The organism is Streptomyces inhibens (assembly GCF_003389455.1).
GTDB classification, from domain to species: Bacteria; Actinomycetota; Actinomycetes; order Streptomycetales; family Streptomycetaceae; genus Streptomyces; species Streptomyces inhibens.
The window spans coordinates 1-24,900 of record NZ_QUAC01000172.1; the positions used below are offsets into that span (position 1 = coordinate 1).

At 72.0% G+C, this 24,900-nt stretch carries 23 protein-coding genes; 14 read left to right on the forward strand and 9 right to left on the reverse strand.

Translation table 11 applies throughout. The features are described from left to right. Together DY245_RS21830 and DY245_RS21835 are read left to right on the forward strand one after the other, a co-directional pair. On the forward strand, positions 1-608 hold a 608-nt coding region (locus DY245_RS21830; RefSeq protein ID WP_128508935.1), incomplete at its 5' end, for a futalosine hydrolase. Then, positions 605-1,456 (forward strand): 1,4-dihydroxy-6-naphtoate synthase, encoded by an 852-nt coding sequence (locus tag DY245_RS21835; RefSeq protein WP_128508936.1) that lies wholly within the window; start codon positions 605-607, stop codon positions 1,454-1,456. The genes DY245_RS21830 and DY245_RS21835, both read left to right, overlap by 4 nt. A gap of 41 nt (positions 1,457-1,497) precedes the next feature. On the opposite strand, the gene DY245_RS47555 is transcribed toward DY245_RS21835, so the two are convergent. Further along, positions 1,498-1,881 carry a cold-shock protein gene (locus DY245_RS47555; RefSeq protein WP_128508937.1) on the reverse strand — a complete coding sequence of 128 codons (384 nt, stop codon included), beginning with the start codon at positions 1,879-1,881 and terminating at the stop codon, positions 1,498-1,500. 196 nt (positions 1,882-2,077) lie between these two features. Between DY245_RS47555 and DY245_RS21845 the strand changes: the two genes are divergently transcribed. After that, positions 2,078-2,338: a hypothetical protein gene (locus tag DY245_RS21845; RefSeq protein WP_181923804.1), complete on the forward strand. Its 261-nt coding sequence runs from the start codon at positions 2,078-2,080 to the stop codon at positions 2,336-2,338. Here DY245_RS21845 and DY245_RS21850 read toward each other — a convergent pair. Beyond that, entirely contained in the window at positions 2,293-2,940 is a 648-nt protein-coding gene (locus DY245_RS21850; protein WP_128508938.1) for an HAD family hydrolase, read from the reverse strand. The genes DY245_RS21845 and DY245_RS21850 overlap by 46 nt on opposite strands. 195 nt (positions 2,941-3,135) lie before the next feature. Here DY245_RS21850 and DY245_RS21855 point away from each other — a divergent pair, with 195 nt between their 5' ends. The 4 genes from DY245_RS21855 (at position 3,136) to DY245_RS21870 (ending at position 7,224) form a co-directional block, all read left to right on the forward strand. Further along, positions 3,136-4,140 (forward strand): FecCD family ABC transporter permease, encoded by a 1,005-nt coding sequence (locus DY245_RS21855; RefSeq protein ID WP_128508939.1) that lies wholly within the window; start codon positions 3,136-3,138, stop codon positions 4,138-4,140. Continuing rightward, a complete protein-coding gene (locus DY245_RS21860; RefSeq protein ID WP_128508940.1) occupies positions 4,137-5,231 on the forward strand; it encodes a FecCD family ABC transporter permease in 1,095 nt (364 codons plus the stop codon). Before DY245_RS21855 ends, DY245_RS21860 begins: the two co-directional genes overlap by 4 nt. A 65-nt stretch (positions 5,232-5,296) precedes the next feature. After that, entirely contained in the window at positions 5,297-6,088 is a 792-nt protein-coding gene (locus tag DY245_RS21865) for an ABC transporter ATP-binding protein (protein ID WP_128508954.1), read from the forward strand. Between the two features lie 56 nt (positions 6,089-6,144). Next, positions 6,145-7,224: an ABC transporter substrate-binding protein gene (locus DY245_RS21870; protein ID WP_128508941.1), complete on the forward strand. Its 1,080-nt coding sequence runs from the start codon at positions 6,145-6,147 to the stop codon at positions 7,222-7,224. A gap of 48 nt (positions 7,225-7,272) precedes the next feature. Here DY245_RS21870 and DY245_RS21875 read toward each other — a convergent pair whose 3' ends face one another. Then, positions 7,273-8,499 (reverse strand): hypothetical protein, encoded by a 1,227-nt coding sequence (locus DY245_RS21875; protein ID WP_128508942.1) that lies wholly within the window; start codon positions 8,497-8,499, stop codon positions 7,273-7,275. 176 nt (positions 8,500-8,675) lie between these two features. Here DY245_RS21875 and DY245_RS21880 point away from each other — a divergent pair, with 176 nt between their 5' ends. Further along, a complete protein-coding gene (locus tag DY245_RS21880; protein WP_128508943.1) occupies positions 8,676-11,213 on the forward strand; it encodes a helicase C-terminal domain-containing protein in 2,538 nt (845 codons plus the stop codon). A gap of 103 nt (positions 11,214-11,316) precedes the next feature. Here the strand turns inward: DY245_RS21880 and DY245_RS21885 are convergent, their stop codons facing one another. Continuing rightward, on the reverse strand, positions 11,317-11,910 hold the full coding sequence (locus DY245_RS21885) for a hypothetical protein (RefSeq protein WP_128508944.1): 594 nt from the start codon (positions 11,908-11,910) through the stop codon (positions 11,317-11,319). 102 nt (positions 11,911-12,012) lie between these two features. Beyond that, the gene (locus DY245_RS21890) at positions 12,013-12,630 is read right to left on the reverse strand and encodes a glycoside hydrolase family 25 protein (protein ID WP_244943185.1); all 618 of its coding nucleotides are present in this window, start codon (positions 12,628-12,630) and stop codon (positions 12,013-12,015) included. A 481-nt stretch (positions 12,631-13,111) separates the two neighbouring features. Between DY245_RS21890 and DY245_RS21895 the strand changes: the two genes are divergently transcribed. The 3 genes from DY245_RS21895 (at position 13,112) to DY245_RS21905 (ending at position 16,938) form a co-directional block, all read left to right on the forward strand. Then, positions 13,112-14,158, forward strand: coding sequence for a peptidoglycan-binding protein (locus DY245_RS21895; RefSeq protein ID WP_128508945.1), 1,047 nt, complete (start codon positions 13,112-13,114; stop codon positions 14,156-14,158). A gap of 361 nt (positions 14,159-14,519) precedes the next feature. After that, positions 14,520-15,095 carry a CGNR zinc finger domain-containing protein gene (locus DY245_RS47560; protein ID WP_280524990.1) on the forward strand — a complete coding sequence of 192 codons (576 nt, stop codon included), beginning with the start codon at positions 14,520-14,522 and terminating at the stop codon, positions 15,093-15,095. 190 nt (positions 15,096-15,285) lie between these two features. Then, the gene (locus tag DY245_RS21905; RefSeq protein ID WP_128508946.1) at positions 15,286-16,938 is read left to right on the forward strand and encodes a DNA repair helicase XPB; all 1,653 of its coding nucleotides are present in this window, start codon (positions 15,286-15,288) and stop codon (positions 16,936-16,938) included. Between the two features lie 32 nt (positions 16,939-16,970). Here the strand turns inward: DY245_RS21905 and DY245_RS21910 are convergent, their stop codons facing one another. Both DY245_RS21910 and DY245_RS21915 read right to left on the reverse strand, forming a co-directional pair. Then, positions 16,971-18,266 carry a glycosyltransferase 87 family protein gene (locus tag DY245_RS21910; RefSeq protein ID WP_128508947.1) on the reverse strand — a complete coding sequence of 432 codons (1,296 nt, stop codon included), beginning with the start codon at positions 18,264-18,266 and terminating at the stop codon, positions 16,971-16,973. A 271-nt stretch (positions 18,267-18,537) separates the two neighbouring features. Beyond that, positions 18,538-18,747 carry a hypothetical protein gene (locus DY245_RS21915; RefSeq protein WP_128508948.1) on the reverse strand — a complete coding sequence of 70 codons (210 nt, stop codon included), beginning with the start codon at positions 18,745-18,747 and terminating at the stop codon, positions 18,538-18,540. Positions 18,748-19,119: 372 nt separating this feature from the next. Here DY245_RS21915 and DY245_RS21920 point away from each other — a divergent pair, with 372 nt between their 5' ends. Further along, entirely contained in the window at positions 19,120-21,210 is a 2,091-nt protein-coding gene (locus DY245_RS21920) for a HelD family protein (RefSeq protein ID WP_128508956.1), read from the forward strand. Between the two features lie 52 nt (positions 21,211-21,262). Here the strand turns inward: DY245_RS21920 and DY245_RS21925 are convergent, their stop codons facing one another. Next, positions 21,263-21,601 (reverse strand): ArsR/SmtB family transcription factor, encoded by a 339-nt coding sequence (locus DY245_RS21925; RefSeq protein ID WP_128508949.1) that lies wholly within the window; start codon positions 21,599-21,601, stop codon positions 21,263-21,265. Between the two features lie 152 nt (positions 21,602-21,753). On the opposite strand from DY245_RS21925, the gene DY245_RS21930 reads away from it, so the two are divergent. Beyond that, positions 21,754-23,031, forward strand: coding sequence for an MFS transporter (locus DY245_RS21930; RefSeq protein ID WP_128508950.1), 1,278 nt, complete (start codon positions 21,754-21,756; stop codon positions 23,029-23,031). Here the strand turns inward: DY245_RS21930 and DY245_RS21935 are convergent. Beyond that, a complete protein-coding gene (locus DY245_RS21935; RefSeq protein ID WP_128508951.1) occupies positions 23,019-23,741 on the reverse strand; it encodes a copper homeostasis protein CutC in 723 nt (240 codons plus the stop codon). The two genes, DY245_RS21930 and DY245_RS21935, sit on opposite strands and share 13 nt — an antisense overlap. 221 nt (positions 23,742-23,962) lie before the next feature. On the opposite strand from DY245_RS21935, the gene DY245_RS21940 reads away from it, so the two are divergent. Then, complete coding sequence (locus tag DY245_RS21940) at positions 23,963-24,664, forward strand: HD domain-containing protein (RefSeq protein ID WP_128508952.1); 702 nt, start codon at positions 23,963-23,965, stop codon at positions 24,662-24,664. Positions 24,665-24,900: the final 236 nt, after the last annotated feature.

Here is a 24,900-nt window from a genome sequence, read left to right on the forward strand (position 1 = left end):
CGGCCGCCGCGGCCGCCGGCGCGGCCACCGCGCTGACCGCCGCCGCGCTCGCCGGACGGCCCTACGACCTGGTCGTCTCGGCCGGTATCGGCGGCGGCTTCGCGCCCGGCGCCCCGCTCGGCTCGGTGGTGGTCGCGGACGCGATCGTCGCGGCCGACCTGGGCGCCGAGACCCCCGACGGCTTCACCCCGGTCACCGAACTCGGCTTCGGGACGGTGGCGCACCGCCCCGACCCGGAGCTTGTGCGGGCGGTCGCGGCGGCGGCCGGCGCTGCGCGCGGCACCGTCGTCACCGTCTCGACGGTCACCGGCAGCGCCGCGCGGACCGCTGAGCTGGCGGAGCGTCATCCGGGTGTGCTGGCCGAGGCGATGGAGGGTTTCGGGGTCGCCGAGGCGGCCGCCGCACAGGGCGTGCCGGTGCTGGAGATCCGTACGGTCTCCAACGCCGTGGGCCCCCGCGACCGCGCCGCCTGGCGCATCAAGGACGCGCTCACCGCCCTGACCGACGCCTTCCGTACGCTCCCCGGAGCGCTGGCCGCCGGGGCCCGCCGTGCGGATCGCCCCGGGCCGGCTCCGGAACCGGCACCATCCCCGAGGAGGACCCCGTGACCCGGCCGCTGAACATCGCGTACTCGCCGTGCCCGAACGACACCTTCGTCTTCGACGCGCTGGCGCACGGCCGCGTCCCGGCCGCGCCGGAGCTCGCGGTCACCTTCGCCGATATCGACCTCACCAACGGCATGGCCGAGCGCGGTGAGTTCGATGTGCTGAAGGTGTCGTACGCGGTGCTGCCGTGGGTGCTGGACGACTATGCGCTGCTGCCCTGCGGCGGGGCGCTGGGGCGCGGCTGCGGGCCGCTGGTGCTGACCAAGGAGCAGGGCTCGGCCGCGGAGCTGGCCGGCAAAACGGTCGCGGTGCCCAGCGAGCGGTCCACCGCGTATCTGCTGTTCCGGCTGTGGGCCGCGGCGGAGGTGCCGGGCGGCGTCGGCGAGATCGTGGTGCTGCCGTTCCACGAGATCATGCCGGCGGTGCGCGACGGCAAGGTCGATGCGGGCCTGGTCATTCACGAGGCGCGCTTCACGTACCAGAACTACGGCCTGGTCCGCCTGGCCGACATGGGTGAGCACTGGGAGTCCACCACCGGCCTGCCGATCCCGCTCGGCGCGATCATCGCCAAGCGGTCGCTGGGTGAGCGGACGCTGCACGATCTCGCGGCGGCGATCCGCACCTCGGTCCGGATGGCGTGGGACGACCCCGAGGCCTCCCGCCCGTACGTCCTGGAGCACGCCCAGGAGATGGACCCGAAGGTGGCGGACCAGCACATCGGGCTGTACGTCAACGAGTTCACCGCCGACCTCGGCGAGCACGGCTATGCCGCGGTGCGCGGGCTGCTCACGCGCGCCGCGGCCGAGGGGCTGGTTCCGCCCCTCGGCCGCGATGCGTTGAATTTCGGGTGAGTGTGCCGGCTGGGTGAGCCGGCCTCTCCGGGCCGGCTCGCTCAGACGTCCATCTGGTCGGCGACCGCGCGCAGCATGCCGGCGATCTTCGCGCCGTGCGCCTTGTCGGGGTAGCGGCCGCGCTCCAGCTGCTGGGTGACGTTCTCCAGGAGCGTGGTGAGGTCCTGGACGATCGAGGCGAGTTCGTCGGGCTTACGGCGCTGGGCCGCGGCCACCGAGGGTGCGGGGTCGAGGAGCGTCACGGTCAGCGCCTGGTCGCCACGCTGGCCCGCGACCACGCCGAATTCGACGCGCTGGCCAGGCTTGAGTGCGGCTACGCCGTCGGGCAGCACCGACGAGTGCACGAAGACGTCACCGCCGTCATCGCGGGAGAGAAAGCCGAAGCCCTTCTCGCTGTTGAACCACTTGACCTTGCCGGTAGGCACGTCTGTCCTCGTCCTCGTACTCGTTGGAAAAAACTGGGCTGGGTCTACTGCGGAATCTGCGGAAGAAAATCAGGTCTGGATAGCAATGCAGCGGGCCGCAGGACCCGCCTTCACCAAGGCTAATGGTCCCAAGGCCGGTGGCAAGACGCCGCCGGGTGGATCCTCAGTGCTTCTGGCCCGGACTTACCCTGGTCAGGTGTCTGACGAAACTCCCCAGGCCGGGGATCTGCTGGTCCGAATCGGCGCGATCATGTTCCTAGTTGGCGCAGTGGCCACTCTCGCCACGGTGATGCCGCTGTTCCTCGGGACCGATCCGCTGCCGTCCGTCTTCTACGCGGTCTGCATGCTCATGGGCGCCGGCTTCCTTGTCGCGGCGGCCGGAGTGATCCGTTCCGCCGTCGCTCAGCGCCGTCAGGCGGAGGCCGCTTCGCCCCCTTCCGCCTCATCTGCGACGTAGCGCTCCAGCCACGACGGGAAGAGCGTCAGGTCGTCGAGCAGCACATCGGCGCCGGCCGCCAGCAGTTCGCGTGCGTCGCACGGGCCGGTGGCGACGGCGACGGACAGCGCGCCCGCGGTGTGCGCGCCTCGCACATCACCCGTGTGGTCGCCGACGTAGACCCGCGCACCGTGCTCACGCAGCGCATCGGCCTTGGCCTCCGCCCACAGTGAGCCGATGACCGCGTCCGGCTCGATGCCCAGGTGCGCCAGGTGCAGCTTCGCGTTCGGCTCGTACTTGGCGGTCACCACGATCGCCCGGCCTCCGGCGGCATGCACCGCGGCGATCGCCTCCCGGGCGCCCGGCATGGCCGGCGTGGGCGCGATCGCGTACTCCGGGTACAGCTCGCGGTAGAAATCGCTGATCTCCGCCACCCGCTCCTCGGGGAACCACCGGCGGATCTCCTCCTCCAGCGGCGGCCCGAGCCGGGTCACCGCGGCCTCGGCGTCGACGACGGTGCCGGTCCTGGCGGACAGCTCCTGATACGCCGCCTTGATGCCGGGACGGGAGTCGATCAGCGTCATATCGAGGTCGAATCCGACCGTCAGGGGGTGCGCAGCCATGCGTGCCATTGTGCCCGCGGCCGCAAGCGGGCCGGACGCCCGCCCGTCGTCCGGGCACCGCCCCTCGATCGATGCGCCACCGGCGGCTCCCGTACCGTTAGCCCTGCCTTACCTAACTTCCGNACCGGCGGCTCCCGTACCGTTAGCCCTGCCTTACCTAACTTCCGGACATCCACCACGAAGAGCGACGTACATATGAAGCCCCGGACGCACAGCCGCCGGCTCGGCCTGACGGCGGTCGCGGTGCTCGCCCTGCTGCTCGCGGTGCTCTTCTCCCTGGCCCTCGGCAGCCGCCCGTTCGCTCCGTCCGAGGTGCTCGACGCCCTTGTCCACGGCGGCAACAGTGACGCCGCCCAGGTCGTCCGCTTCCTGCGGCTGCCGCGCACCGAGATCGGGCTGATGGTCGGCGCCGCGCTGGCGATGGCCGGCACGGTCATGCAGGGCATCACCCGCAACCCGATCGCCGACCCCGGCATCCTCGGCATCAGCCAGGGCGCCTCGGCCGCGGTGGTGATCGCCATCGCCTTCGCCGGGATCCACACCCTGACCGGCTATGTCTGGTTCGCGTTCGCCGGCGCCGGGATCGCCTCGGTCGCCGTCCACGCCATCGCCTCCCGCGGCCGCGGCGGCGCGACCCCCGTCAAACTCGCGCTGTCCGGCGCCGCCATCAACGCCCTCCTGGTGTCGGTGACGATGGCGGTCCTCACCACCAAGGCCGCGGCCCTGGACGAGTTCCGGTTCTGGCAGGTCGGCTCGCTCACCGGCCGGGACGCCGAAGTGGCCGCCCAGATCTGGCCGTTCCTGCTGGCCGGCACGGTGCTCGTGCTGTCCGTCGCACGCGGTCTGGACGCGCTGGCGCTCGGCGAGGACGTCGCCAGGGGCCTGGGGCAGAAGGTCGCCACCGTACGGATCGTGGGCGGGCTCGGGGCGACCGTGCTGACCGGCGCGGGCGTCGCCGCGGCCGGCCCGATCGCCTTCGTCGGCCTCGCCGTCCCGCATATCGCCCGCGCGATCGTGGGCAGCGACCACCGCTGGGTACTGCCGATGGCGGCGCTGCTCGGCCCGGTCATCGTGCTGGTCTCGGACACCCTCGGCCGGATCGTCTTCCCGCCGTCGGAGGTCCCGGCGGGCGTGATGACCGCCCTGATCGGGGTGCCGTTCCTGGTGACTCTCGTACGGCGCAAGGCGGTGGCGGCATGACGGCCTCTTCGACGGCGGCGGCTCCCCGGCGGCCGATACGCCCCGCCGGCTACGCCCTGGTCCGCGCCGGCCGCGCCTCCTTCCTCCTGCACCGGCGTGCGGCCGGGACCGCCGCGGTACTCACCGCCTTGCTGGCCGCCGGCTGCCTCGCCTCCCTCTGCATCGGCGAAAGCTTTGTCTCCCCCTCCGACGTCCTCGACGTCGTCCTCGGCAGACCGTCCTCCCAGGAACTGGTCGTCGGCACGCTGCGGCTGCCGCGGCTGACCGTCGGCCTGCTGGTCGGCGCGGCCTTCGGGGTCGCCGGCGCGCTGATCCAGACGGTGGCCCGCAATCCGCTCGCCAGCCCCGACATCATCGGCGTCACCCAGGGCGCGAGCGCGCTGACGGTCGGCGCGATGACCTTCGGCATCACCTCGTACACCGTCCTGCCGTATCTGTCGGTGGCCGGCGGCGTCCTGGCGGCCGGGCTGGTCCATCTCTTCGCCTGGCGCGGCGGTCTGCACGCCACCCGCTTCGTCCTCATCGGCATCGGCTGCGCGGTCGCGCTCCGCTCCGTCACCCACCTCTTCCTGACCAAGGGCGACTATCTCGTCGCCCAGCAGGCCCAGGTGTGGATGACCGGCTCGCTCAACGGGCGCGGCTGGGCGGAGGCGGCGCCCCTGGGCCGGGCGCTGCTGGTGCTGCTGCCGTGCGTGCTGTGGGCGGCGCGCGCCCAGCGGACCGTCTCGCTGGACGATGACACCGCGACCGCGCTGGGCATCCGGCTGGGCCGTACCCGCCTCGGTCTGGTCGCGGTCGGCGTGGTCCTGGCGTCGATGGCGACCGGCGCGGCCGGCCCCGTGGACTTCGTGGCGCTGCTCGCCCCGCAGATCGCCCGCCGCCTTGCCCGTACGGCCCAGATCCCGCTGCTCTGCTCCGCGCTGCTGGGCGCCCTGGTCGTCGTCCTGGGCGATCTGCTCGCGCGAAAGATCTTTGCGCCGACGGAGCTGCCCGTGGGGGTACTGACCGCCGCCGTCGGCGCCCCGTATCTGATCTGGCTGATCGTCAGGGGCCATCGCGTCCGTGGCCGTGCCGCAGGAGGAAATGCGTGACCGAGACCGGCGAGAGCGTCGTACGGCAGGACGAACCGGGCCGCGACGCGGACTGTGCGAGCAGGCTGACGGCGCGCGGTCTGACGCTCGCCTACGAGGACCGCACGGTCGTCGACGGCCTGGACCTGGACGTGCCGCACGGCGCGGTCACCGTCGTCGTCGGCCCCAACGCCTGCGGCAAGTCGACGCTGCTACGCGCCCTGGGCCGGCTGCTCGGCCCGCGCCGCGGTGCGGTCCTCCTGGACGGTACGGACCTGGCGCGGATCCCCACCAAGAAGATCGCCCAGTCGCTCGGGCTGCTGCCGCAGACCCCCGTCGCACCCGAGGCGATCACCGTCGCCGATCTGGTCGCGCGCGGCCGCCAGCCGCATCAGCGCTGGTGGCAGCAGTGGTCGCAGGAGGACGAGCGCGCGGTCACCGAGGCGATGGCGCGTACGGACGTGGCGCAGCTGGCCGACCGCGCGGTGGACGAACTCTCCGGCGGCCAGCGGCAGCGCGTCTGGATCGCGATGGCCCTCGCCCAGGAGACCGATCTGCTCCTGCTGGACGAGCCGACCACCTACCTGGACATCGCGCACCAGGTCGAGGTGCTGGACCTGATACGGCAGTTGAACCACGACCGGGGCCGCACCGTCGTCGCCGTACTGCACGACCTCAACCAGGCCGCCCGCTACGCCGACCACCTGGTGGCGATGGAGGCGGGCCGGATCGTCGCCCAGGGACACCCCGGCGAGGTCGTCACCGCGGAGCTGGTCCACGAGGTGTTCGGGCTGGAGTCGGTCGTGGTGCCGGATCCGGTGACGGGGTCGCCGCTGGTCGTGCCGGGGCGGCCGTGGGAGCCGGCGCGTCAGGGCTGACCGGGGCCGTCTTTGCTCAGCCGTTCTTCTCGCCGTCCGAGCCGAAAGGACATGTCATGTTCCGTTCCACCGCCGCCGGGCGCGGCAGCACCGCCGCCGGGCGCCGTACCGCCGTCGTCCCCACCACCGCCGTGACCGCCGCCGGCGCGGTCGCCGCCGCCCTCCTGCTGTCCGGCTGCGGCTCCGGCGACTCCTCGGCGTCCGGCTCCGACGGCTCCTTCAAGGCCGCCGACTGCCCGAAGCAGCCCACCACGACCTGGGCCACGCCGGTGACCGGCGGCGGACGGCACACGGTCAAGACGGCAATGGGTGGAGTGACGGTGCCGAACGCGCCGAAGCGGGTGGTCGTCCTGGACACCGCCGAGCTGGACTCGGCGATCACCCTGGGCGTCAAGCCGGTCGGCGCCACCCGCTCGGACGTCGCCTCCGGCTTCCTGGACTACCTCCCCAAGGACAAGGTCGCCGGCATCAAGGACGTCGGCAAGATCGGCGCCCCGAACCTGGAGGCGGTCGCCGCGCTCCACCCCGATCTGATCCTGACCAGCAAGGTCCGCGACGGACAGCGCTACGCCCAGCTCACGAAGATCGCGCCGACGGTGATGACCGAGACCACCGGCTACCCCTGGAAGCAGAACTTCGCCACGCACGCCGACGCGCTCGGCAAGATCCCCGAGGCGAAGCGCGCCGTGGCCGCGTACGAGGCACATGCGAAGCGGGTCACCACGGCGCTCGGCGGCCCCGCGAAGGCCGGCGCGCTCCGCACCAACATCGTCCGCTTCGTCGAGGGCGCCGACACCCGTATCTACGGCTGCCGGAGCTACATCGGCACCGTCCTCGCCGACATCGGCACCGGCCCCACCGATGTCGTCACCGGCGCCAAGGACGACCTGATGACCGAGGTCAGCCCCGAACAGATCAACAAGGCCGACGCCGACGCCGTCTTCTACGCGTCCTACGGCAGCCCGGAGAAGTCCAAGGAGGCCCAGGTCACCGGCGGCGGCCTGTGGAAGAACATGCGGGCCGTCACGGGCGGCCGGTCCTTCCGCGTCGACGACCAGCTGTGGATCCAGGGCATCGGCTACACGGCGGCGGACAAGATCCTGGCCGAGGTGCAGCAGCGGCTCGTGAAGAAGTGAGCGGGGTGGGTGAGCCGTCGCAGACCAGCGGCGGCTCACCCGCTCGCTTCACCGCGCTGCCCGCCGCATCCGCCACAGCAGGAACAGCGCCGAGGCGACGGCCGCGACCCGTGCCATCACCGGCAGCCCGGCGGCCAGTTCCGGCCCCAGCCGGCCCTGGGCGATCGGCTCGCCCCAGCGCCCGTCGAACCGGCCCCACAGCCACACCACCAGCCCACCGACGACGATCCCCGGCACGCCGAGCGCGGCGAACTTGGCCTCGGCCCGGGTCAGCCGCCGCGAGACGTAGGCGAGCGCCCAGCCGCCCGCCAGCGCGAACCACGACCCCAGCACCGCACCGGCCACCAGCAGCAGCACGGCCAGCGTCAGGACCGGGCTGAGCCATGCGCGCAGCGGGACCGGTGCCGCGGCCTCCTCTTCCTCGACCTCGGCCGCGCCCTCGTCCTCGGCCGGCGCGTCGGCCGCCGCGCCGCGCCGCCGGGCGAGCGCCCGCCGCAGCAGCCCGGGAAGCGGACGCTCCCCCTCCGCCGCCTCTCCGTCGGCCGCGCCCTGCTCTTCCTCCCCCTCGGGAACCTCCGCACCGTCGCCGTCCTTCTTCAACGACAGCGGGCGCTCACCCTTGGGCCGGTCCCATATCTCCGGGATCTCGATCCCGCCGACGAACCCCGGCACGGTCTCCCCCGCCCCGAACGGCGACGGCTCCACCCGCCACCAGTCGGGCGCATCGCTCGCCTCACCCAACTCATCGGTGCCGGCGAGATGCGGTGGCAGCCCGGCGGCCGGCGCGCTGTCCGCCGCCCCGTCGCGCGGCGCGGGCACCTTGCCGTTCGCCTTCGCCCTGCCGTTCGCGAACGCCTTGCCGGTCAGCCCGCTGCGCCAGGCCAGACTGCTGAGCTTCTCGAACGCGGTGGTCCGCGGCGGTGGCGGATCGGCCGGCCGCGGCGGCTGCGCGGACTGCGGGGCGATCGGCACCTGGGGCCCGGCGCCCGAGGCGGACGTCTCCGCCCGAGCCTGTCCCGTGCCCGAACCGGCCCGGGAGGCCCCCGGCACCCGGTCGTCCGCGCTCCCCGCGGCCGCGACCACCGCCTCCGGCGTCCCCAGCCGCGCCAGCACCCGCTTCACCCCGGACACCGAGTCGGCCTTCTGCCCGTCTATCTCGGCCCGGAGTCTGCTGACCAGCTGCATACGCGTGGCGGAGGGCAGCCCCCGCTGCTGGGCCAGGTCGCCGACCCGGCTCAGATAGTCAAAGACGAGCTGATCGCTCTCGATCCCCACGAAATCCCCTGCGGCGTCCGCTGGTTGCTGCCTCGACGGTACCCCTTCCCCCTTCGACCGGGCGGCAGGCGGGCGGGGGCGGGGCGGGGCGGCGTACGGGTGTCATGGCCGCGATCTGCCGGCGCCGTACCGCCACCCGGTCCCCCTGCATCCCTCGCCCCGCTAACGTAGGACGAATGACCACCGGTACACCGCGCACCCTCGCCGAGGAGCTCAGGACCCGCACCGACAGCGGGCTGATCGGGCTGCTGCGGGCGCGGCCCGACCTGCTCAATCCCGTGCCGGGCGATGTGACTCAGCTGGCCACCCGGGCCGGGACGCGGGCGTCGGTCGTCCGGGCGGTGGAGCGGCTCGACCGGTTCGCGCTGCAGAGCGCCGAGGCGCTGGCGGTGGCGCCGGACCCGTGCCCGTACGCGACGCTGGGCGCGCTGATGGGCGGGGACGCCGGGGACCCGGCGGTCGCCGCCGAGCTGCCGCGGGCGGTGGCGGAGCTGCGTGCGCAGGCACTGGTGTGGGGTCCCGACGAGCGGCTGCGGCTGGTGCGTACGGCCCGTGAGCTGCTCATGCCCAGTGCCGCGCACCCGTCGCCGACCGGCCTGGGCCCGAGCGTCGCCGAGGCCACGGCCGGGATGTCGCCGGGGCGGTTGCAGGAGATCATCTCCACGGCCGGGCTGCCCACCACCCATGACCCGGTCACCGCGGTCGCCGCGCTGACCGCGCTCTTCTCCGACCGTGCCCGGATGGCGGCGCTGCTCGACACCGCGCCCGCCGAATCCGTCGCCGTCCTCGACAAGCTGCTGTGGGGCCCGCCGTACGGCGGTGTCACCGACCGTCCGGCCCCGCATCTGCAGTGGCTGCTGGACCGGGGCCTGCTGATCCCGGCGGGCGCCCGCAATGTCGTACTGCCGCGGGAGACGGCGCTCCATCTGCGTGCCGGGCGCGCCCACCGCACCCCTGAGCCGCTGCCGCCCACCCTCGCGCCCACCACGGAACGCGATCCACAGCTTGTGGACAACGCCGCCGCGAGCCAGGCGTTCACCGCGCTGGCGACCGTCGAGGAGCTGCTCAAGGAGTGGGACCTGGGCGGGCCGCCCGTGCTCCGCGCCGGGGGCATGAGCGTCCGCGACCTCAAGCGCACCGCCGCCGCCCTGGACACCACCGAGCAGCTGGCCGCCTTCTGGCTCGAACTCGCCTACGGGGCAGGGCTGATCGCCCCCGACGGCGAGGCCGACGAGCGGTTCGCGGCCACACCGGCCGCCGAGGAGTGGCTACAGCTGCCCGACCATGAGCGCTGGGCGGTGCTGGCGGCCGCCTGGCTGCCGGCGACCCGTACCCCGGGCGTGGTCGGCACCGCCGACGCCAAGGGCCGCGCACTGGCCGCCCTCGGCCCGCATCTCGACCGCTCCCCGGCGCCCGAGGTGCGCCGCCGCGCCCTCACCCTCCTCGCCGATCTGCCGCCCGGCACGTCCGTACCGGCGACGGCGGTGCTGACCCGGCTGCGGTGGGAGCGCCCGCTGCGGGGGGCCGGGGTGGTGGCGGGTCCGACCGCGACAGCCGTCGGCGAGGGCTCACCGAGCACGCCCTCCCTCGCCGGCTCCCCTTCCGCCCCCGCCGACGACCTCCGCTCGCGTCTTGCCCAATGGGCACTGGCCGAGTCCGAGTTGCTGGGCGTGACCGGACGCGGTGCGCTCTCCACCCACGGCCGCGCCCTGATCGCCACCACGTCGGAGGCCGGCGTCCCCTCCCCCGCCGAAACCGACACCGCCCCGACCCGCGCCGCCGCGCTCCTCGCCCCCCTGCTGCCCGAACCTCTCGACCATGTCCTCCTCCAGGCGGACCTGACCGCCGTCGCCCCCGGCCCGTTGCACCGCCCGCTCGCCGAGGCGCTCGGGGTGCTCGCCGACATCGAGTCCAAGGGCGGCGCCACGGTCTACCGCTTCACGCCCGCCTCCGTACGCCGCGCCCTGGACGCCGGCCGGTCCGCCGCCGAGCTGCGGGAGTTCCTCAGCACCCACTCGCGCACCCCGGTCCCCCAGCCGCTCGCCTACCTGATCGACGATGTGGCGCGCAAACACGGCCAGTTGCGGATCGGCGCGGCCGCCGCGTACGTCCGCTGCGACGACGACGCGCTGCTCTCCGAGATCCTCGCCGACCGCCGCGCCGCCCCGCTCCGCCTGCGCCGCCTCGCCCCGACGGTGCTCGCCGCCCAGACCGCCCCCGACCAACTCCTGGAGGGCCTGCGGGCGATGGGCTACGCCCCGGCCGCCGAGTCCGCCGCCGGTGATGTCCTGATCGCCCGCGCCGACTCCTACCGCACCGCCCCGCGCACCGCCCCCACCCCGGTCCCCGACGGCCCGCCGTCCCCCGACCGCACCCTCCTGGAAGCGGCGGTACGCGCCATCCGCGCCGGCGACCTCGCCGCCACCGCGGAACGCAAGCCGGTCCACGCCCCCGCCCAGGCCCCGGCCCCCGGCGCCCTCCCGCGCACCACCTCCGCCGAGACCCTCGCCACCATGCAGGCCGCGGTCCTGACCAACTCAGCGGTCTGGATCGGTTACGTCAACGCCGACGGCGCCGCCAGCCAGCGCGTGATCGCCCCCGTACGGGTCGAGGGCGGGTTTGTGACGGCCTACGACCACACCTCCGACGAGGTCCGTACGTACCCGCTCCACCGGATCACGGGCGTGGCGGAGCTGGCGGACGATTCGGTCTGAGGGACATGCCGGTGCCCGGCCGCCACTTCGGGACGGCCGGGCACGGGCGCGCATCACAGGGTCCGCGCGCGCATCACAGGATCCGCGCTGGATCAGCGCAGGTTCAGCGCGGCCAGCCGCAGTGGACGTGGGTGCTGTGCCCGGCGCTTCCCGGCCCGAGTACCTCCTTCGCACCGAGCTTCTTGCAGGCGGTCATCAGGGCCCGGTGCGGGGCACCGCTGCCGACATGGCGGCCGTTGATGTAGTTGATGTCGAAGGCGAGCCCGGCGTAGTGCTTGGAGCGGGAGCTGTGGTCGCCGCCGACGATCTCGGAGACCGAGACCCGGTAGCCGTACTGGGTCCGCAGCTTCAGCAGCCCGTTCAGCATCCGGGTGTCCAGCGCGACCCGGCGGTTGGGCCGGTCGCCCCAGGGGCTGGTGAGCGCGCCCCTGCCGTTGGCGGTGTCGATGATGTTCTGCCGGGCGGTGGACGCGCCGTGCGGGCGGCTGACGTGGGTGGTGGCCAGCGAGATCCCGTTCGTACGCAGGATCTGCTTCGCCTGCACGGCCCGGTTCGGGGTGGCCGGGGCCGTGGTGGCCGAGGCGCTGGCCGCGGTGCCCATGAGGGCGGCGAGGGCGACGGCTCCGGCGATCAGGCGCGGTGCGACGGTGCTGACAGTGCTGACGGTGCTGACGGTGCTGACGGTGCTGACGGGCATGGGTGACTCCTTGTCAGGTGCGGTGGTGCGATGCGGTTGTCGGGCGTGGTTTTCGGGTGGCGCTCGGTCGACGCGCCTCGGTCGACGCGCCTCGGCCGGTGGTCAGCCGGCCATCTGCCGAAGCTGGGCGAGGCTGCCGCGGAAGACATTGCGGTCGCTGGTGCCGCGGCCGCCGGTGCCCGGGATGCCGGGCGTGCTGCCGCGGTCGGTGTGCTGCCAGAACGTCCAGGAGCGCCCGGCACCCGGGACGGTCTGCGGCTCCTCGGCGTCACTGCCGTAGCGCGCGAGCCACAGCGGATACCCGGCGAAGACCTGACCCTTGCCGCCCATGCACTCCTTCACGAACGACGCCCGCGTGTAGACGATCGGGGTGACCTTGAAGGCCTTCCGCACCTCCTGCAGAAAGACCGTGAGCTGCTGGGGGCGCAGCGCGCCGGGGCAGACCTCCTTCCGGTTGCGCTGCACCTTCTCCACGTCCAGGACGGGCGGCAGTTCGCCGGCCCGGTTGCCGCGGTAGCCGGCCGCGCGGACGGTGGTGATGAACTGCCGTGCCTGGGCGGCGCCGTCGGTGGTGCTCTTGGGGTCGAAGAAGTGGTACGGCGCGTGCAGCAGCGACGTACGGGACACCGCCGCGTAGTCACGGCGGAACCACCGGTCCCTGCCCGCGTCGCGGGGGCCCTGGGTGGCCTTGAGGAACGCGAAGCTGTTGGCCCTCGCCACCCGGTTCCAGTCGATCCGCTCCTGCTCCCCCGCCCGTGGTCGTAGTGGCTGGTGTCCACCCCGGCTACCGGGTACGACGAGGGCGGAGCGGCCTGCGCCGCCGGCGCGACCGTCACCAAAGCGGCGAACGCGGCGCCAAGTGCCGTACAGGCAAGGGCGGTCCTTACCCGATCGGGTGATGTCAGGGGCATGGTCGGTTCCCTCGTTTCGTTGCTGCAAAGGTCCGTTGGAGATCTCCGCCGCCGGATCCGCGCAGGCCGGAGCAACCCTTGGCCAGGGATGGGAGCGGAGTGGGAGGTGCGGGGCTCGGCCGGCCTCGCCCCTCAACCATGCAGCACCAGCAGGGGACTTCACTACGATCTGCCGGGCTCAGGCTCATGCATCGATGCAGCGGCCTGATGCACCGCTCCGACCTGCGTCTATGCAGACGTACGCGGCAGAGCGGCACAACTTGAGGACACACGAACGACCCGGGGGAAGCATGACGGGACCAACCGGAGCGGATCGGGACGCGGGCCGGGCACTGGCCGAACTGCTCAGGACCTGGTGGGAGTTGTCAGCACGCGACGGCCGCCCGAAGCCCACCCAGCAGTCCCTGGCCGGACGCCTGGGCATCGACCAGACCACCCTCTCGCGCTACCTCAACCCCAAGCACCCCTCCACCGCCCCCCTCAAGACCGTCGAACTCCTCCACACGGTCCTGCGCGCACCGGACGCCGACCTCTCCCGGGCCCGCACACTGGCCGAGTCCGCGGCGGCCCTACCGGCCCGAAAATCACCCCGTACGGCCGACGAGGCGCCGGCCACAACGACACCGGACGCGACACCACCGGCCGCGACGGCATCGGCCACGACACCGGCCGCCACCCCGGCCGAGCCACCCCCGACCCCACACCGCACGCCCGCCCCACACCACACACCCACCCCACACCGCACGCCCGCCCCCGGCCGGAAGGCCACCCCCCGCACCACCCTCGCCCTCCTGGCCGTCCTCACCCTCGGCACCGGCATCGGCCTCGGCTGGAGCGTGCTGGCCCACCGCTCCGGTCCGGACGAGCCGGAGGTCCCGGCCGCCGCGGCGGCTTCCGCCCGCCCGGCGGTCTCCGGCTGGCCACTGGCCCGCAAGGGCCACCTGCTGTGGTCGGCGCGCACGGTCCAGTACCTGCTCCAGGCCCACCACTACGACGTGCAGGCCGACGGCGACTTCGGCGTCGCGACGGTGGCCGCCGTGAAGAAGTTCCAGGCCGACCATGGCCTGCTCGCCGACGGCAAGGTCGGCGACCAGACCTGGTCGCACCTGATCATCCGCGTCGATTCCCACAACGACGCGAAGCCGGCGGTTCTGGCCCTCCAGTACCTCCTGAACAACACCGGCACCCCCACCGACATCACCGGCATCTTCACCCCCTCAACCACCCGCTCCCTCGAAGCCTTCCAGCACGCCCACGCCCTCCCCACGACCGGCGTCGCCGACCTCAGCACCTGGCAGACCCTCCTTGCGGCACAGGGCCCGGCCATCCATCGCTAACGGTCCCGCGCCTGTCCCGCACCACCGACGTCCGCCTCGTCACGAAAAGCGGCCGCCTCGGCTTTCCGCATGCTCCAGAAGCTCCGCTCAGGGATCAGCGCTCCGGCGGCCTGCGCATGCCGAAGATGTAATGGTTGAATGTATTTGACCCATGACCGCACCCTGGCGGACATGGCACGAGTCCCAGATCTGCAGTGTGAATCGTGGTGGTGCCCCGCATGTGGCCTTTCCTCCGCATCATGCCGACCGATATCAGAACACTCCACGTCCGAAGGAATGGTGCGGTACCTGTGGTGCAACACCATTGGATGGATCATCGCCCGCTCCGACTTTCAGCTGATCCAGGTAAGCCCGAACGGAAATGGCCGGACCGCTGACCGTGGGGTTTCGTAACACCCGAGAAGGTCATGTGAAGCAAAATCATTACGGCCGCCTGGGGGCTGTGCTGTCGGCCGATTTGATCAATCTGTCCGAGACGGACGCCGCAAGCATTCAAAACCTTCTTGAGGCACACGAAATCCGTCGCCCGGAAGTCGTCGATGCCGATGTGGAAGGCTTTCGACGCTGGCGGGATCAACTGGCACGCGCGTTTCGTTCCGGAGATTCGGCCGAGCAGTGCTCAGCTGTGAATGACCTGCTGGTGGAGGCGACAATCCGTCCATGGGTGAGCACCCATGACGGCCTCCAACCTCATCTTCACTTCGTACCCGACTCGGCTGACGTGCTCTCCCGGGTCAAGGCGGTCACCGCTGGTGGTCTTGCCTTCGTCCTGTGCTGGGAAGGGGGAGCAAGGCTGGGGCGATGCATGCGCTCCGAGTGCTCCCGAGCGTATGTGGACACGTCCAGGAACGGGCGACGGCGGTATTGCACGGCGCGCTGCGGGAACACCGAAGCAGTGATGCGACATCGTTCCCGACACTCAGGCCCGAAGCCTTGAACAATCTCGGCACCGCCCTGCGCGAGGGCGGCGTCGGCGACGGCGTCGAGGGCCGGCGTGCGGAGGCATCTGAACCGGTCGCTAACGGGTCACGGCCGCGATGCGGCACACTGGACGTTTGGCCGTATGTGCGGTCGAGGTCTGCGGTCGATGTCTGTGATCGACGGCCGGGAAGCGAAAGGCGAGGCGCGTGAACGGACCCCTCATCGTCCAGAGCGACAAAACGCTGCTTCTGGAGGTGGACCATGAGCTGGCGGACGCCTGCCGGCGGGCCATCGCGCCCTTTGCCGAGCTGGAGCGGGCGCCGGAGCACATTCATACGTACCGGGTGACGCCGCTGGGCCTGTGGAACGCGCGGGCGGCCGGGCACGACGCCGAGCAGGTCGTGGACGCGCTGGTGCAGTTCTCGCGGTATCCGGTGCCGCATGCGCTGCTCGTCGATGTCGCGGAGACGATGTCGCGGTACGGGCGGCTCACGCTCACCAAGCACCCCGCGCACGGGCTGGTGCTGACCAGCACCGACCGCCCGGTGCTGGAGGAGATCCTGCGGTCGAAGAAGGTGCAGCCGCTGGTCGGGGCGCGGCTGGATGCCGACAGCGTCGTCGTCCACCCCTCCGAGCGCGGGCAGATCAAGCAGACGCTGCTCAAGCTGGGCTGGCCGGCCGAGGACCTGGCCGGTTACGTCGACGGTGAGGCGCATCCGATCGAGCTGCGCGAGGACGGCTGGGCGCTGCGGCCGTATCAGCAGCAGGCCGTGGAGGGCTTCTGGCACGGCGGCTCGGGTGTGGTCGTACTCCCGTGTGGTGCGGGAAAGACGCTGGTCGGGGCCGGTGCGATGGCTCAGGCGCAGGCCACCACGCTGATCCTCGTCACGAATACGGTCTCGGCCCGGCAGTGGAAGCACGAGCTGGTGAAGCGGACCTCGCTGACCGAGGACGAGATCGGCGAGTACAGCGGGACGAAGAAGGAGATCCGCCCGGTCACCATCGCGACGTATCAGGTGCTGACCACGAAGCGGAAGGGCGTCTACCCGCATCTGGAGCTGTTCGACTCCCGGGACTGGGGTCTGATCGTCTACGACGAGGTGCATCTGCTGCCCGCGCCGGTCTTCAAGTTCACCGCCGATCTGCAGGCGCGGCGGCGGCTGGGGCTGACCGCGACGCTGGTGCGGGAGGACGGCCGGGAGTCGGATGTCTTCTCCCTCATCGGGCCCAAGCGGTTCGACGCGCCGTGGAAGGAGATCGAGGCGCAGGGGTACATCGCGCCCGCGGACTGTGTCGAGGTGCGGGTCAATCTGACCGACTCGGAGCGGCTGGCGTACGCGACGGCCGAGACCGAGGAGAAGTACCGCTACTGCGCGACCACCGCCAGCAAGCAGTTCGTGACCGAGGCGCTGGTCCGTCGGCACCAGGGCGAGCAGACCCTGGTCATCGGGCAGTACATCGACCAGCTGGACGAGTTGGGCGAGCATCTGGACGCGCCGGTGATCAAGGGCGAGACCTCCAACGCCCAGCGGGAGAAGCTCTTCGGCGCGTTCCGGGAGGGCGAGATCTCGGTGCTCGTCGTCTCGAAGGTGGCGAACTTCTCGATCGATCTGCCGGAGGCGACGGTCGCGATCCAGGTGTCCGGCACCTTCGGCTCGCGCCAGGAGGAGGCCCAGCGGCTGGGCCGGGTGCTGCGTCCCAAGGCGGACGGCCACGAGGCGCGCTTCTATTCGGTCGTCGCCCGCGACACCATCGACCAGGACTTCGCCGCACACCGTCAGCGCTTCCTGGCCGAGCAGGGCTACGCGTACCGGATCGTGGACGCGGACGAGCTGCTGGCGGCGGACGAGGACGTCTGAGGCAACGACCCCGGTGCGGTCCGCCGCCCGGCTCAGACCGCCCGCGACCGGGTGGTCAGCTCGTGGTCGAGGCGCGGCGACGGGATGCGGCCGCCCGGGGCGCCGGGGCTTCCCTCGGCATCGGCGGTCTGCCGCGTCCACCACATCAGCGCCCCCAGGAGCGCGAGCCCGAGCAGCGGGTACGGGGCCGCGAGCGGCAGCTGCCACCAGGAGAAGTGCAGGTCGAGGTCGCCGGCGTGCGGCACGATCCACATCGTGCGGACGGTGAAGGCGAGGGTGACGGCGGCCAGCAGCGCCCGGCGCCACGGGTGGCGCCGGGTGTGCGCGGCGAGCGCGATGAGCAGGGGGACACACCAGACCCAGTGGTGGGACCAGCTGATCGGTGAGACCAGCAGCGCCGTGACGGACGTACAGAGCACGCCCCAGGTGTCCAGGCCGCGTCGCAGATGGACGCGGCGGGCCACATAGAGGCCGGCCACCGCGGTCAGCAGCGCCGGCACCGCCCACAGGAGGCCTGGTTCGGGGTTGTGCAGCACCCGGCTGATCAGGCCCTGGAGGGACTGGTTGTCGACGATCCAGACCTTGCCGACCCGGCCGGTCTCGAACATCCGCCGGGTCCAGAACTCGATGCTGGCATCGGGCAGGACCAGCCAGCCCAGCAGCACCGAGCACAGGAACCCGGCGAGGGCGGTGAAGGCGGCCTTCACCCGGCCGGTGATGAGGAGATAGACGGCGAAGATCGCGGGGGTGAGCTTGATGCCTGCCGCGATGCCGGTGGCGAACCCCTTGAACCGGGCGCCGTCCGGGCGCCCGAGGTCCCACAGGACCAGGCAGGTCAGCGCGAGGTTCACCTGGCCGAAGACGAACGTCTGGAAGACCGGTTCGAGCCAGAGCCCGAGCGCGGTCGCGGCGAGGAGGACGGGTGCGGTGTGCGCGGCCTTGCGCAGGCCGGCGGCCTTGCAGGAGAGGTGGATCAGCAGGGCGAGAAGGGCGGCGTTGACGAGGACGCAGACGACTTTGAGGGTGCCGAGGGAGAGCCAGGTCGTCGGGATGAAGAGCAGGGCGGCGAAGGGCGGATAGGTGGCCGGAAGCGCCCACTTGGTGACCGTGAAGCCATAGAGATCACCGCCGGCCGCGGCGGCCTCGCCCTCGGCGCGGTAGACCACTATGTCGGACATCGGCAGCGGCTGGACCTTGTACAGCACCCACAGTCCGGCGAACGATGCCACCAGTAGCGCGGCGGCGAGCGCCAGGCGGCGGGGGCTGGTGGTGCTCTGGGCCCAGGTCTGTCTCCACGTCCACGTCCGCGTCCCGTCGGCGGCAGACACCCGTTGACCCCTCCTCGTCGCCCTGAGCGCGCCCTCTGCGGCGACGCTAGTGGATCGAGGCCGACCGTCCGTAACGGTTTCCGGTCATCCGGATGTCGACAGGGAGTCGGCTTCTCGCGCGTGATCGTGCGCGCTTTACGCATGATTTGTACGTGATCAATGTGCCTTCCTCGTCGTGATTGTGCTCGGTGTGTGCGGACGGAGTCGTGTGGTGTACGCGCACGGCGACATCCGGCGGCCGTGCACCGGCCCGTGTCGCGGTGCCTGGTGATCAGTCGTCCGCGTACTCGCCCATGACGGCGACGCTGAAGGCAGCCGTGGCGAAGACCTTGATCGCGCGGAGTGCGTTGCCCACGAAATAGCGGTGCTCGTGGACGGCTGCCGCACCACCGGCGGAGTCGGAACCGAGGGCCGTGGCGCCCTTGACCGGGTGGAGGGAGGCGGGGTGGAGGGGAGACGGAGGAATCGCTGCGCTGCTCATGTCTCCATGATGGATTTCACGCGATTGCAGCACATCGGTCCATGGTTCCATCCCGCGCGGTCCGTACGTCAGACTCCAGGCCCACCCCGTCCCCTACGGGAGACGGACGGTTCTCAGGGTTGTCCACCACGGGTACGGCTGCCCGCATACCGCCGAAAATCCGTTGGCGCGCTCTTGAGCCGCTGACTACAATCGCGCGTCTGCCTGCCTCCCGCCGAGGAGTGCCGCCGCCCGGTCGGAAACCGGTCGGCCCTTCGCTTCACGCCGATGACCCGCGCAACGCATGACCTGCGCTACGCACCGATACCGGCCCGCCGCGCCCGCTCCCGACGGTGCGCGCCCGCCGCAGTACATGCCACCGGAGGCAACGCCGTGCCCTCGCACGCCCGCCCGTCAGCCGACCACCACCCCCACCCAGGCGACGACGACCCCCTGGGGCGCGAACGCTCCCATCTCGCCGCCTCCCGCGCCGCCCTGCGCGCCATGCGCGAGGACGCCGAGGCGCTGAACATCGCCGACGTCACCGCGAACTGGGTCAACGCCAAGGTCCTCCAGCGCGAGATCGACACCCGCATCAAGGCGCTCGCCGACCTCTCCCACACCCCCCTCTTCTTCGGCCGCCTCGACTACCTCCACGCACCGGGCATCGACCTCGCCGAGGGCGCCGAGGGCGAGGACTTCTACATCGGCCGACGGCATGTCCACGACGCCGACGGCGACCCCATGGTCATCGACTGGCGCGCGCCCGTCTCCCAGCCGTTCTACCGGGCCTCCAAGAAGGACCCGATGGACCTCAGACTGCGCCGCCGATTCGGCTACACCGCCGGCGAGTTGACCGCGTACGAGGACGAACACCTCACCGACCCGGCAGAGGCCGAGCAGACCAGCCGGCTCCTCCAGTCGGAGATCGAGCGCCCGCGCGTCGGCCCCATGCGGGACATCGTCGCCACGATCCAGCCCGAGCAGGACGAGATCGTGCGCGCCGGCATCGGCGGTTCGGTCTGCGTCCAGGGTGCGCCGGGCACCGGAAAGACGGCGGTCGGTCTGCACCGTGTCGCGTATCTGCTGTACGCGCACCGCGAGCGGCTGGCCCGCTCCGGCACCCTCGTCATCGGCCCGAACCGCTCCTTCCTGCACTACATCGAGCAGGTGCTGCCGGCCCTCGGCGAGCTGGAGGTCAAGCAGGCCACGGTCGACGACCTGGTCGGGCATGTGGAGGTGCGCGGCACGGACGAGGCGGCCGCCGCGACCGTCAAAGGCGACGCACGGATGGCCGAGGTCCTGCGGCGGGCGGTCCGCTCGCACATCACGATGCCGCAGGAGCCCTGCATGGTGGTCCGCGGCTCCCGCCGCTGGCGCGTCCCGGCGTATGAACTCGAAGAGATCGTCAAGGAGTTGATGGACCGCGACATCCGTTACGGCGCGGCCCGCGAGGCCCTGCCGCAGCGGATCGCCCATGCCGTCCTCGTCCGGATGGAGCAGGCCGGCGAGGCGCCGGACGACCGGGTGCAGGACGCGGTGGCCCGTAATGCCGCCGTGAAGGCCGCGGTCAAGGCGGTCTGGCCGCCGGTCGATCCGGCGAAGCTGGTGCTGCGTCTGCTGGGCGACGCCGAATTCCTGGCCGAGCAGGCGGCGGACATCCTCACGCCCGAGGAGCAGAAGACGATCCTGTGGACCAAGCCGGCCCGCAGCGTGAAGAGCGCCAAGTGGTCTTCCGCGGATGCGGTGTTGATCGACGAGGCGATGGACCTGGTCGCGCGCACGCACTCACTGGGCCATGTCGTCCTGGACGAGGCGCAGGACCTCTCCCCCATGCAGTACCGCGCGGTCGGCCGCCGCTGCTCGACGGGCTCGGCGACCATCCTCGGCGATATCGCCCAGGGCACCACCCCGTGGGCGACCGACACCTGGGAGGAGGCGCTGGCCCACCTGGGCAAGCCCGGCTCGACCGTCGAGGAGCTCACCCAGGGCTTCCGCGTACCGCGTGAGGTCATCGCCTACGCGTCCCGGCTGCTGCCGGCCATCGCCCCCGACCTGACGGAGGCCACGTCGATCCGTGAGTCGGCGGGCGACTTCGAGATCCGTACGGTCGAGCCCGCGGAGCTGACCGCCGCCACCCTTTCGGCCTGCGACGACGCGCTGACCAAGGAGGGCTCGATCGGCCTGATCGCCGCGGAAGCCCGTATTCCGACGCTGCGCGCGGCCCTGGAGGCGGCCGGTGTGACCTGCCTGGCCCCCGGCGAGGAGACCTCGGCCGAGTCCCGGCTGACGCTGGTGCCCGCCACGCTCGCCAAGGGTCTGGAGTACGACTACGTGGTCCTGGACGAGCCGGCCGCGATCGTCGACGGCGAACCGGACGAACGCACCGGGCTCCGCCGTCTGTACGTATGCCTGACCCGGCCGGTGTCCGGCCTGACGGTGATCCACGCGGCACCCCTGCCGGACCAGCTCTCCGACCACTGACGCGGATCAACCGGGACCGCCGGAGTCGCACACCTACCGACCCGGAACTCCCTTACACCTCAAGGGACTTGAGAAGCGCATCCAGGAGGCCGGGAAACCGCGCGTCGAGGTCGGCGCGGCGCAGCTGCACATAGCGGTTGCGTCCGACGACCCGCGTGGAGGTGATCCCGGCCTCTCGCATGATCCGCATATGGTGCGACACCGTCGACTTGTGCAGATGCCCGAGCCCCAGCCGCTCCGACGAGCAGTCGCACTGCTCCCCGCTCGCGTAGATCCGCAGCAGATGCAGCCGCGTCGGGTCCCCGAGCGCATGCAGCACCTTCACCAGCTCGATCTCCCCGCTCCCGGGCTGATCCAGCAGCGCACCCGCATCGTCACCGTCGCCGCTCACCACAGCCTCCTCGTCCTCATGCGCCTCTCACTCACCCACCCACTCTATTTCCAGCAAACTGTTTGACATCCATCAAACACTCTCTATTGTTTGACGCACATCAAACCTACCTCGCTGCCTACCCCGCCACGCTCGTACCGGGAAGGACACCCGTGCGTCTCCGTCTGCTTCTGCTCGCCCTAGGCACCTTCGCCGTGGGCACCGATTCCATGGTGATGGCCGGCATTCTCGGCCTCATGGCCCGCGACCTGGACATCTCCGTCCCCGCGGCCGGCCAGATGGTCACCGTCTTCGCCCTGTCCTACGCAGTGCTCGCCCCGGTCCTCGCCACCGCCACCGCCCGGTTGCCGCGCCGCCGCGTGCTGCTGACTGCGCTCACCGTCTTCACCGTGGCCAACGCGCTGAGCGCCATCGCGCCCAACTACCCGGCCCTGCTGGCCACTCGGGTACTCGCGGCGGCCGGCGCCGCGCTCTACACCCCGACCGCCAACGCCGTCGCCACCACCCTCGTACCGCCGGAGCGCCGCGGCCGCGCGCTGGCCACCGTCCTCGGCGGCATGACCGTGGCCACCGCACTCGGCGTCCCCCTGGGCACCTACATCGGCCGTACGGACTGGCGGCTGACCATGTGGCTGGTGGTCGCCCTGGGAGCCGCGGCGTTCCTCGGCCTCGCCCTCCTGATGCGCGGCCTCCCCGCGCCCACCGCCGCTCCCGACCTGCGCACCCGCCTCACCCCGCTGCGCAACCGCCGTGTCCTGGGCGCCGCGACCACCACCCTGGTGTTCTTCCTGGCCATCAACACGGTCTACATCTACCTCGGCACGGCGGTACGCCCCGCCACCGGCGGCGACGCCGGGCGGCTCAGCCTGATCATGCTGGTCACCGGCGTCGCCTCGGTCGCCGGCAACTGGCTGGGCGGCCGGGCCGTGGACCGCCTGGGCACACGCGTCGTCCTGCTCACCGGCGGCACGGTGTCCGCGGCGCTCTCCTTCGCCCTCCCCTGGGCGTCCACAACAATGACCACCGCACTGATCTACGCCGCGATCTCCCCCCTCGCCGGCTGGGCCGTCGCGGTCGCACTGCCGCACCGCCTGGCATCCATCGACCCACCCAACGCCCCACTACTGATCTCCCTCAACAGCAGCGCTCTCTACCTGGGCGTGGCCTCCGCGGGCGGCGTCGGCAGCCTCGCCCTCACCGTCCTCGGCGACCGCTGGTTCCCCTTCGCCTCGACCGCACTGACCCTCGTGGCACTCACCCTGGCAGCACTCACCACCCGCCACAGGACGCCCACACCCCACACCACAGCGCAGACAACCCAGCCCACACCAACCACACCACCAACACCGCAGCCGTCCACCGCCCCCACAGCCCCAGCCGTATCCGCACCCACCCCCACCCCGCCCACACCATCCGCTCAGACCCGCTGAACCACCGGCAGATCCAACGCCTTCCGCCACTCCCGTACGGCTGCCGCCTCCACCGGGGCGGACCAGCCGGCGGGCCGGGCGGCGCCCCCGATGTGGAACGCGTCGAGACCGGCCGCACGCAACGCCGGCACATGGCCGAGCCCGAGCCCACCGCCGACCAGGATCCGCGGCGCATACCCGGGCTCGCCCGCCGCCGTACGCGCCTGCTCGGCCAGCAGCGTGGACAGCCCCTCGTCGACACCCCCCGCGGCACCGGCCGTCAAATACGTGTCGAGCCCCGCGGTGCCCGCCGCCCCCGCCAGCTCCTTCCGCAGCGCGTCCCGGTCGGCGGCCCGGTCGATGGCCCGGTGGAAGGTCCACCGGCAGCCGTCGATCACCTCGGCCAGCGCGCCCACCGCGGCAAGATCCGGCCGCCCGTCCGGCGTCAGAAATCCGAGGACGAACTCCTCGGCACCCTCCGCCCGCAGCGCCGCGGCCCTCTCGCACAGCGCCGCCACATCACCGGCCGCGAACCCGTCGGCGGCCCGCAGCATCACCCGCAGCGGAATGTCTACGGCCGCCCGGATCGCCGCGAAGGTGGCCCGGGACGGGGTGAGCCCATCGGCCGCCATATCGGTGACAAGTTCCAGCCGGTCGGCCCCGCCGGCCTCGGCAGCGACCGCATCCTCCGGGCCGAGCGCGATCACCTCCAGCAGCGCGCGCTTGCTCATATGACCCCAATCCTTCGGTGACGACGTAACGAGAGAGATGGCACAGACGACAACAAGAGGTCTAGTCCAATATCCCAGCCTAAGGCCGCCCGGCACTCCGGGGGCCATATCACCACCCGCCCGACCGAAATCCGCCCATACGCCCCACCTACCCGGCCACCTTGCGCCCAGCACCCCGTAGGCCACACCCGTCCCCCCGCCCCCAGGGCACAATGTTTCGCATGACCCCCGTGTCCCGTACGGCAGACACCACCGACCCGGCACCGGAGCTGCACCGGCGCTGGGCCGCCACCGTTGCCGAGGCCCGCGGCTCCAGGAAGCCCGCGGCCCCCGGAGGCGCACCGGCTCCCGACCCCGCCCCGTACGCGGACAACCTCCTGTCCCGATGGAGCGAGCCGCACCGCCGCTACCACACCGTCGATCACCTGGCCGCGGTCCTCGACCGCATCGACGAACTGGCCGATCACGCCGACGACTTGGCGGTCGTCCAGTTGGCGGCCTGGTTCCACGACGCGGTCTACCGGCCGGACCGCTCCGAGAACGAGGAACGCAGCGCGGCCCTCGCCGAGCGCGCGCTGCCCGAACTGGGCATCGGGGCGGCCCGTACGGCCGAGGTCGCGCGCCTGGTACGGCTCACCGTCACGCACGATCCGGCGCCCGACGACCCTGACGGCGAGGTACTGTGCGACGCCGACCTCGCCGTACTCGCCGGTTCACCCGACCAGTACGCGGCCTACGCCGCCGCGGTCCGCACCGAGTACGCCTTCGTCCCCGACCCCGCCTTCACCACCGGCCGCTCCGCCGTACTACGCCAACTCCTCGCCCTACCCCGCCTGTTCAGAACCCCCATGGGCTACGACCTCTGGGAACACACGGCCCGCCGCAACCTGACCACCGAACTGGATCTGCTGGGCGGGGCGTAGCCGAGGTAGTGGGGGCTGGCGCTTCGCGGGGTTCGCTGTGTGCCGCGGGGCCGGAGGGGCCGCACCGAAACCCGTCCGCGACGCCCGCGCCGAGGACGGGTTACCGGGTGTCCCCTCCGGCCCCCCACCCACCAAGCGAACGCGAACCGGCCCCAGCCCCGAACAAAGCAACACCCCCGGGAATGTAAGGCCTCCTACCGCTGTTAGTAGCTGACATGCCAGCCCCACCCGCTCCC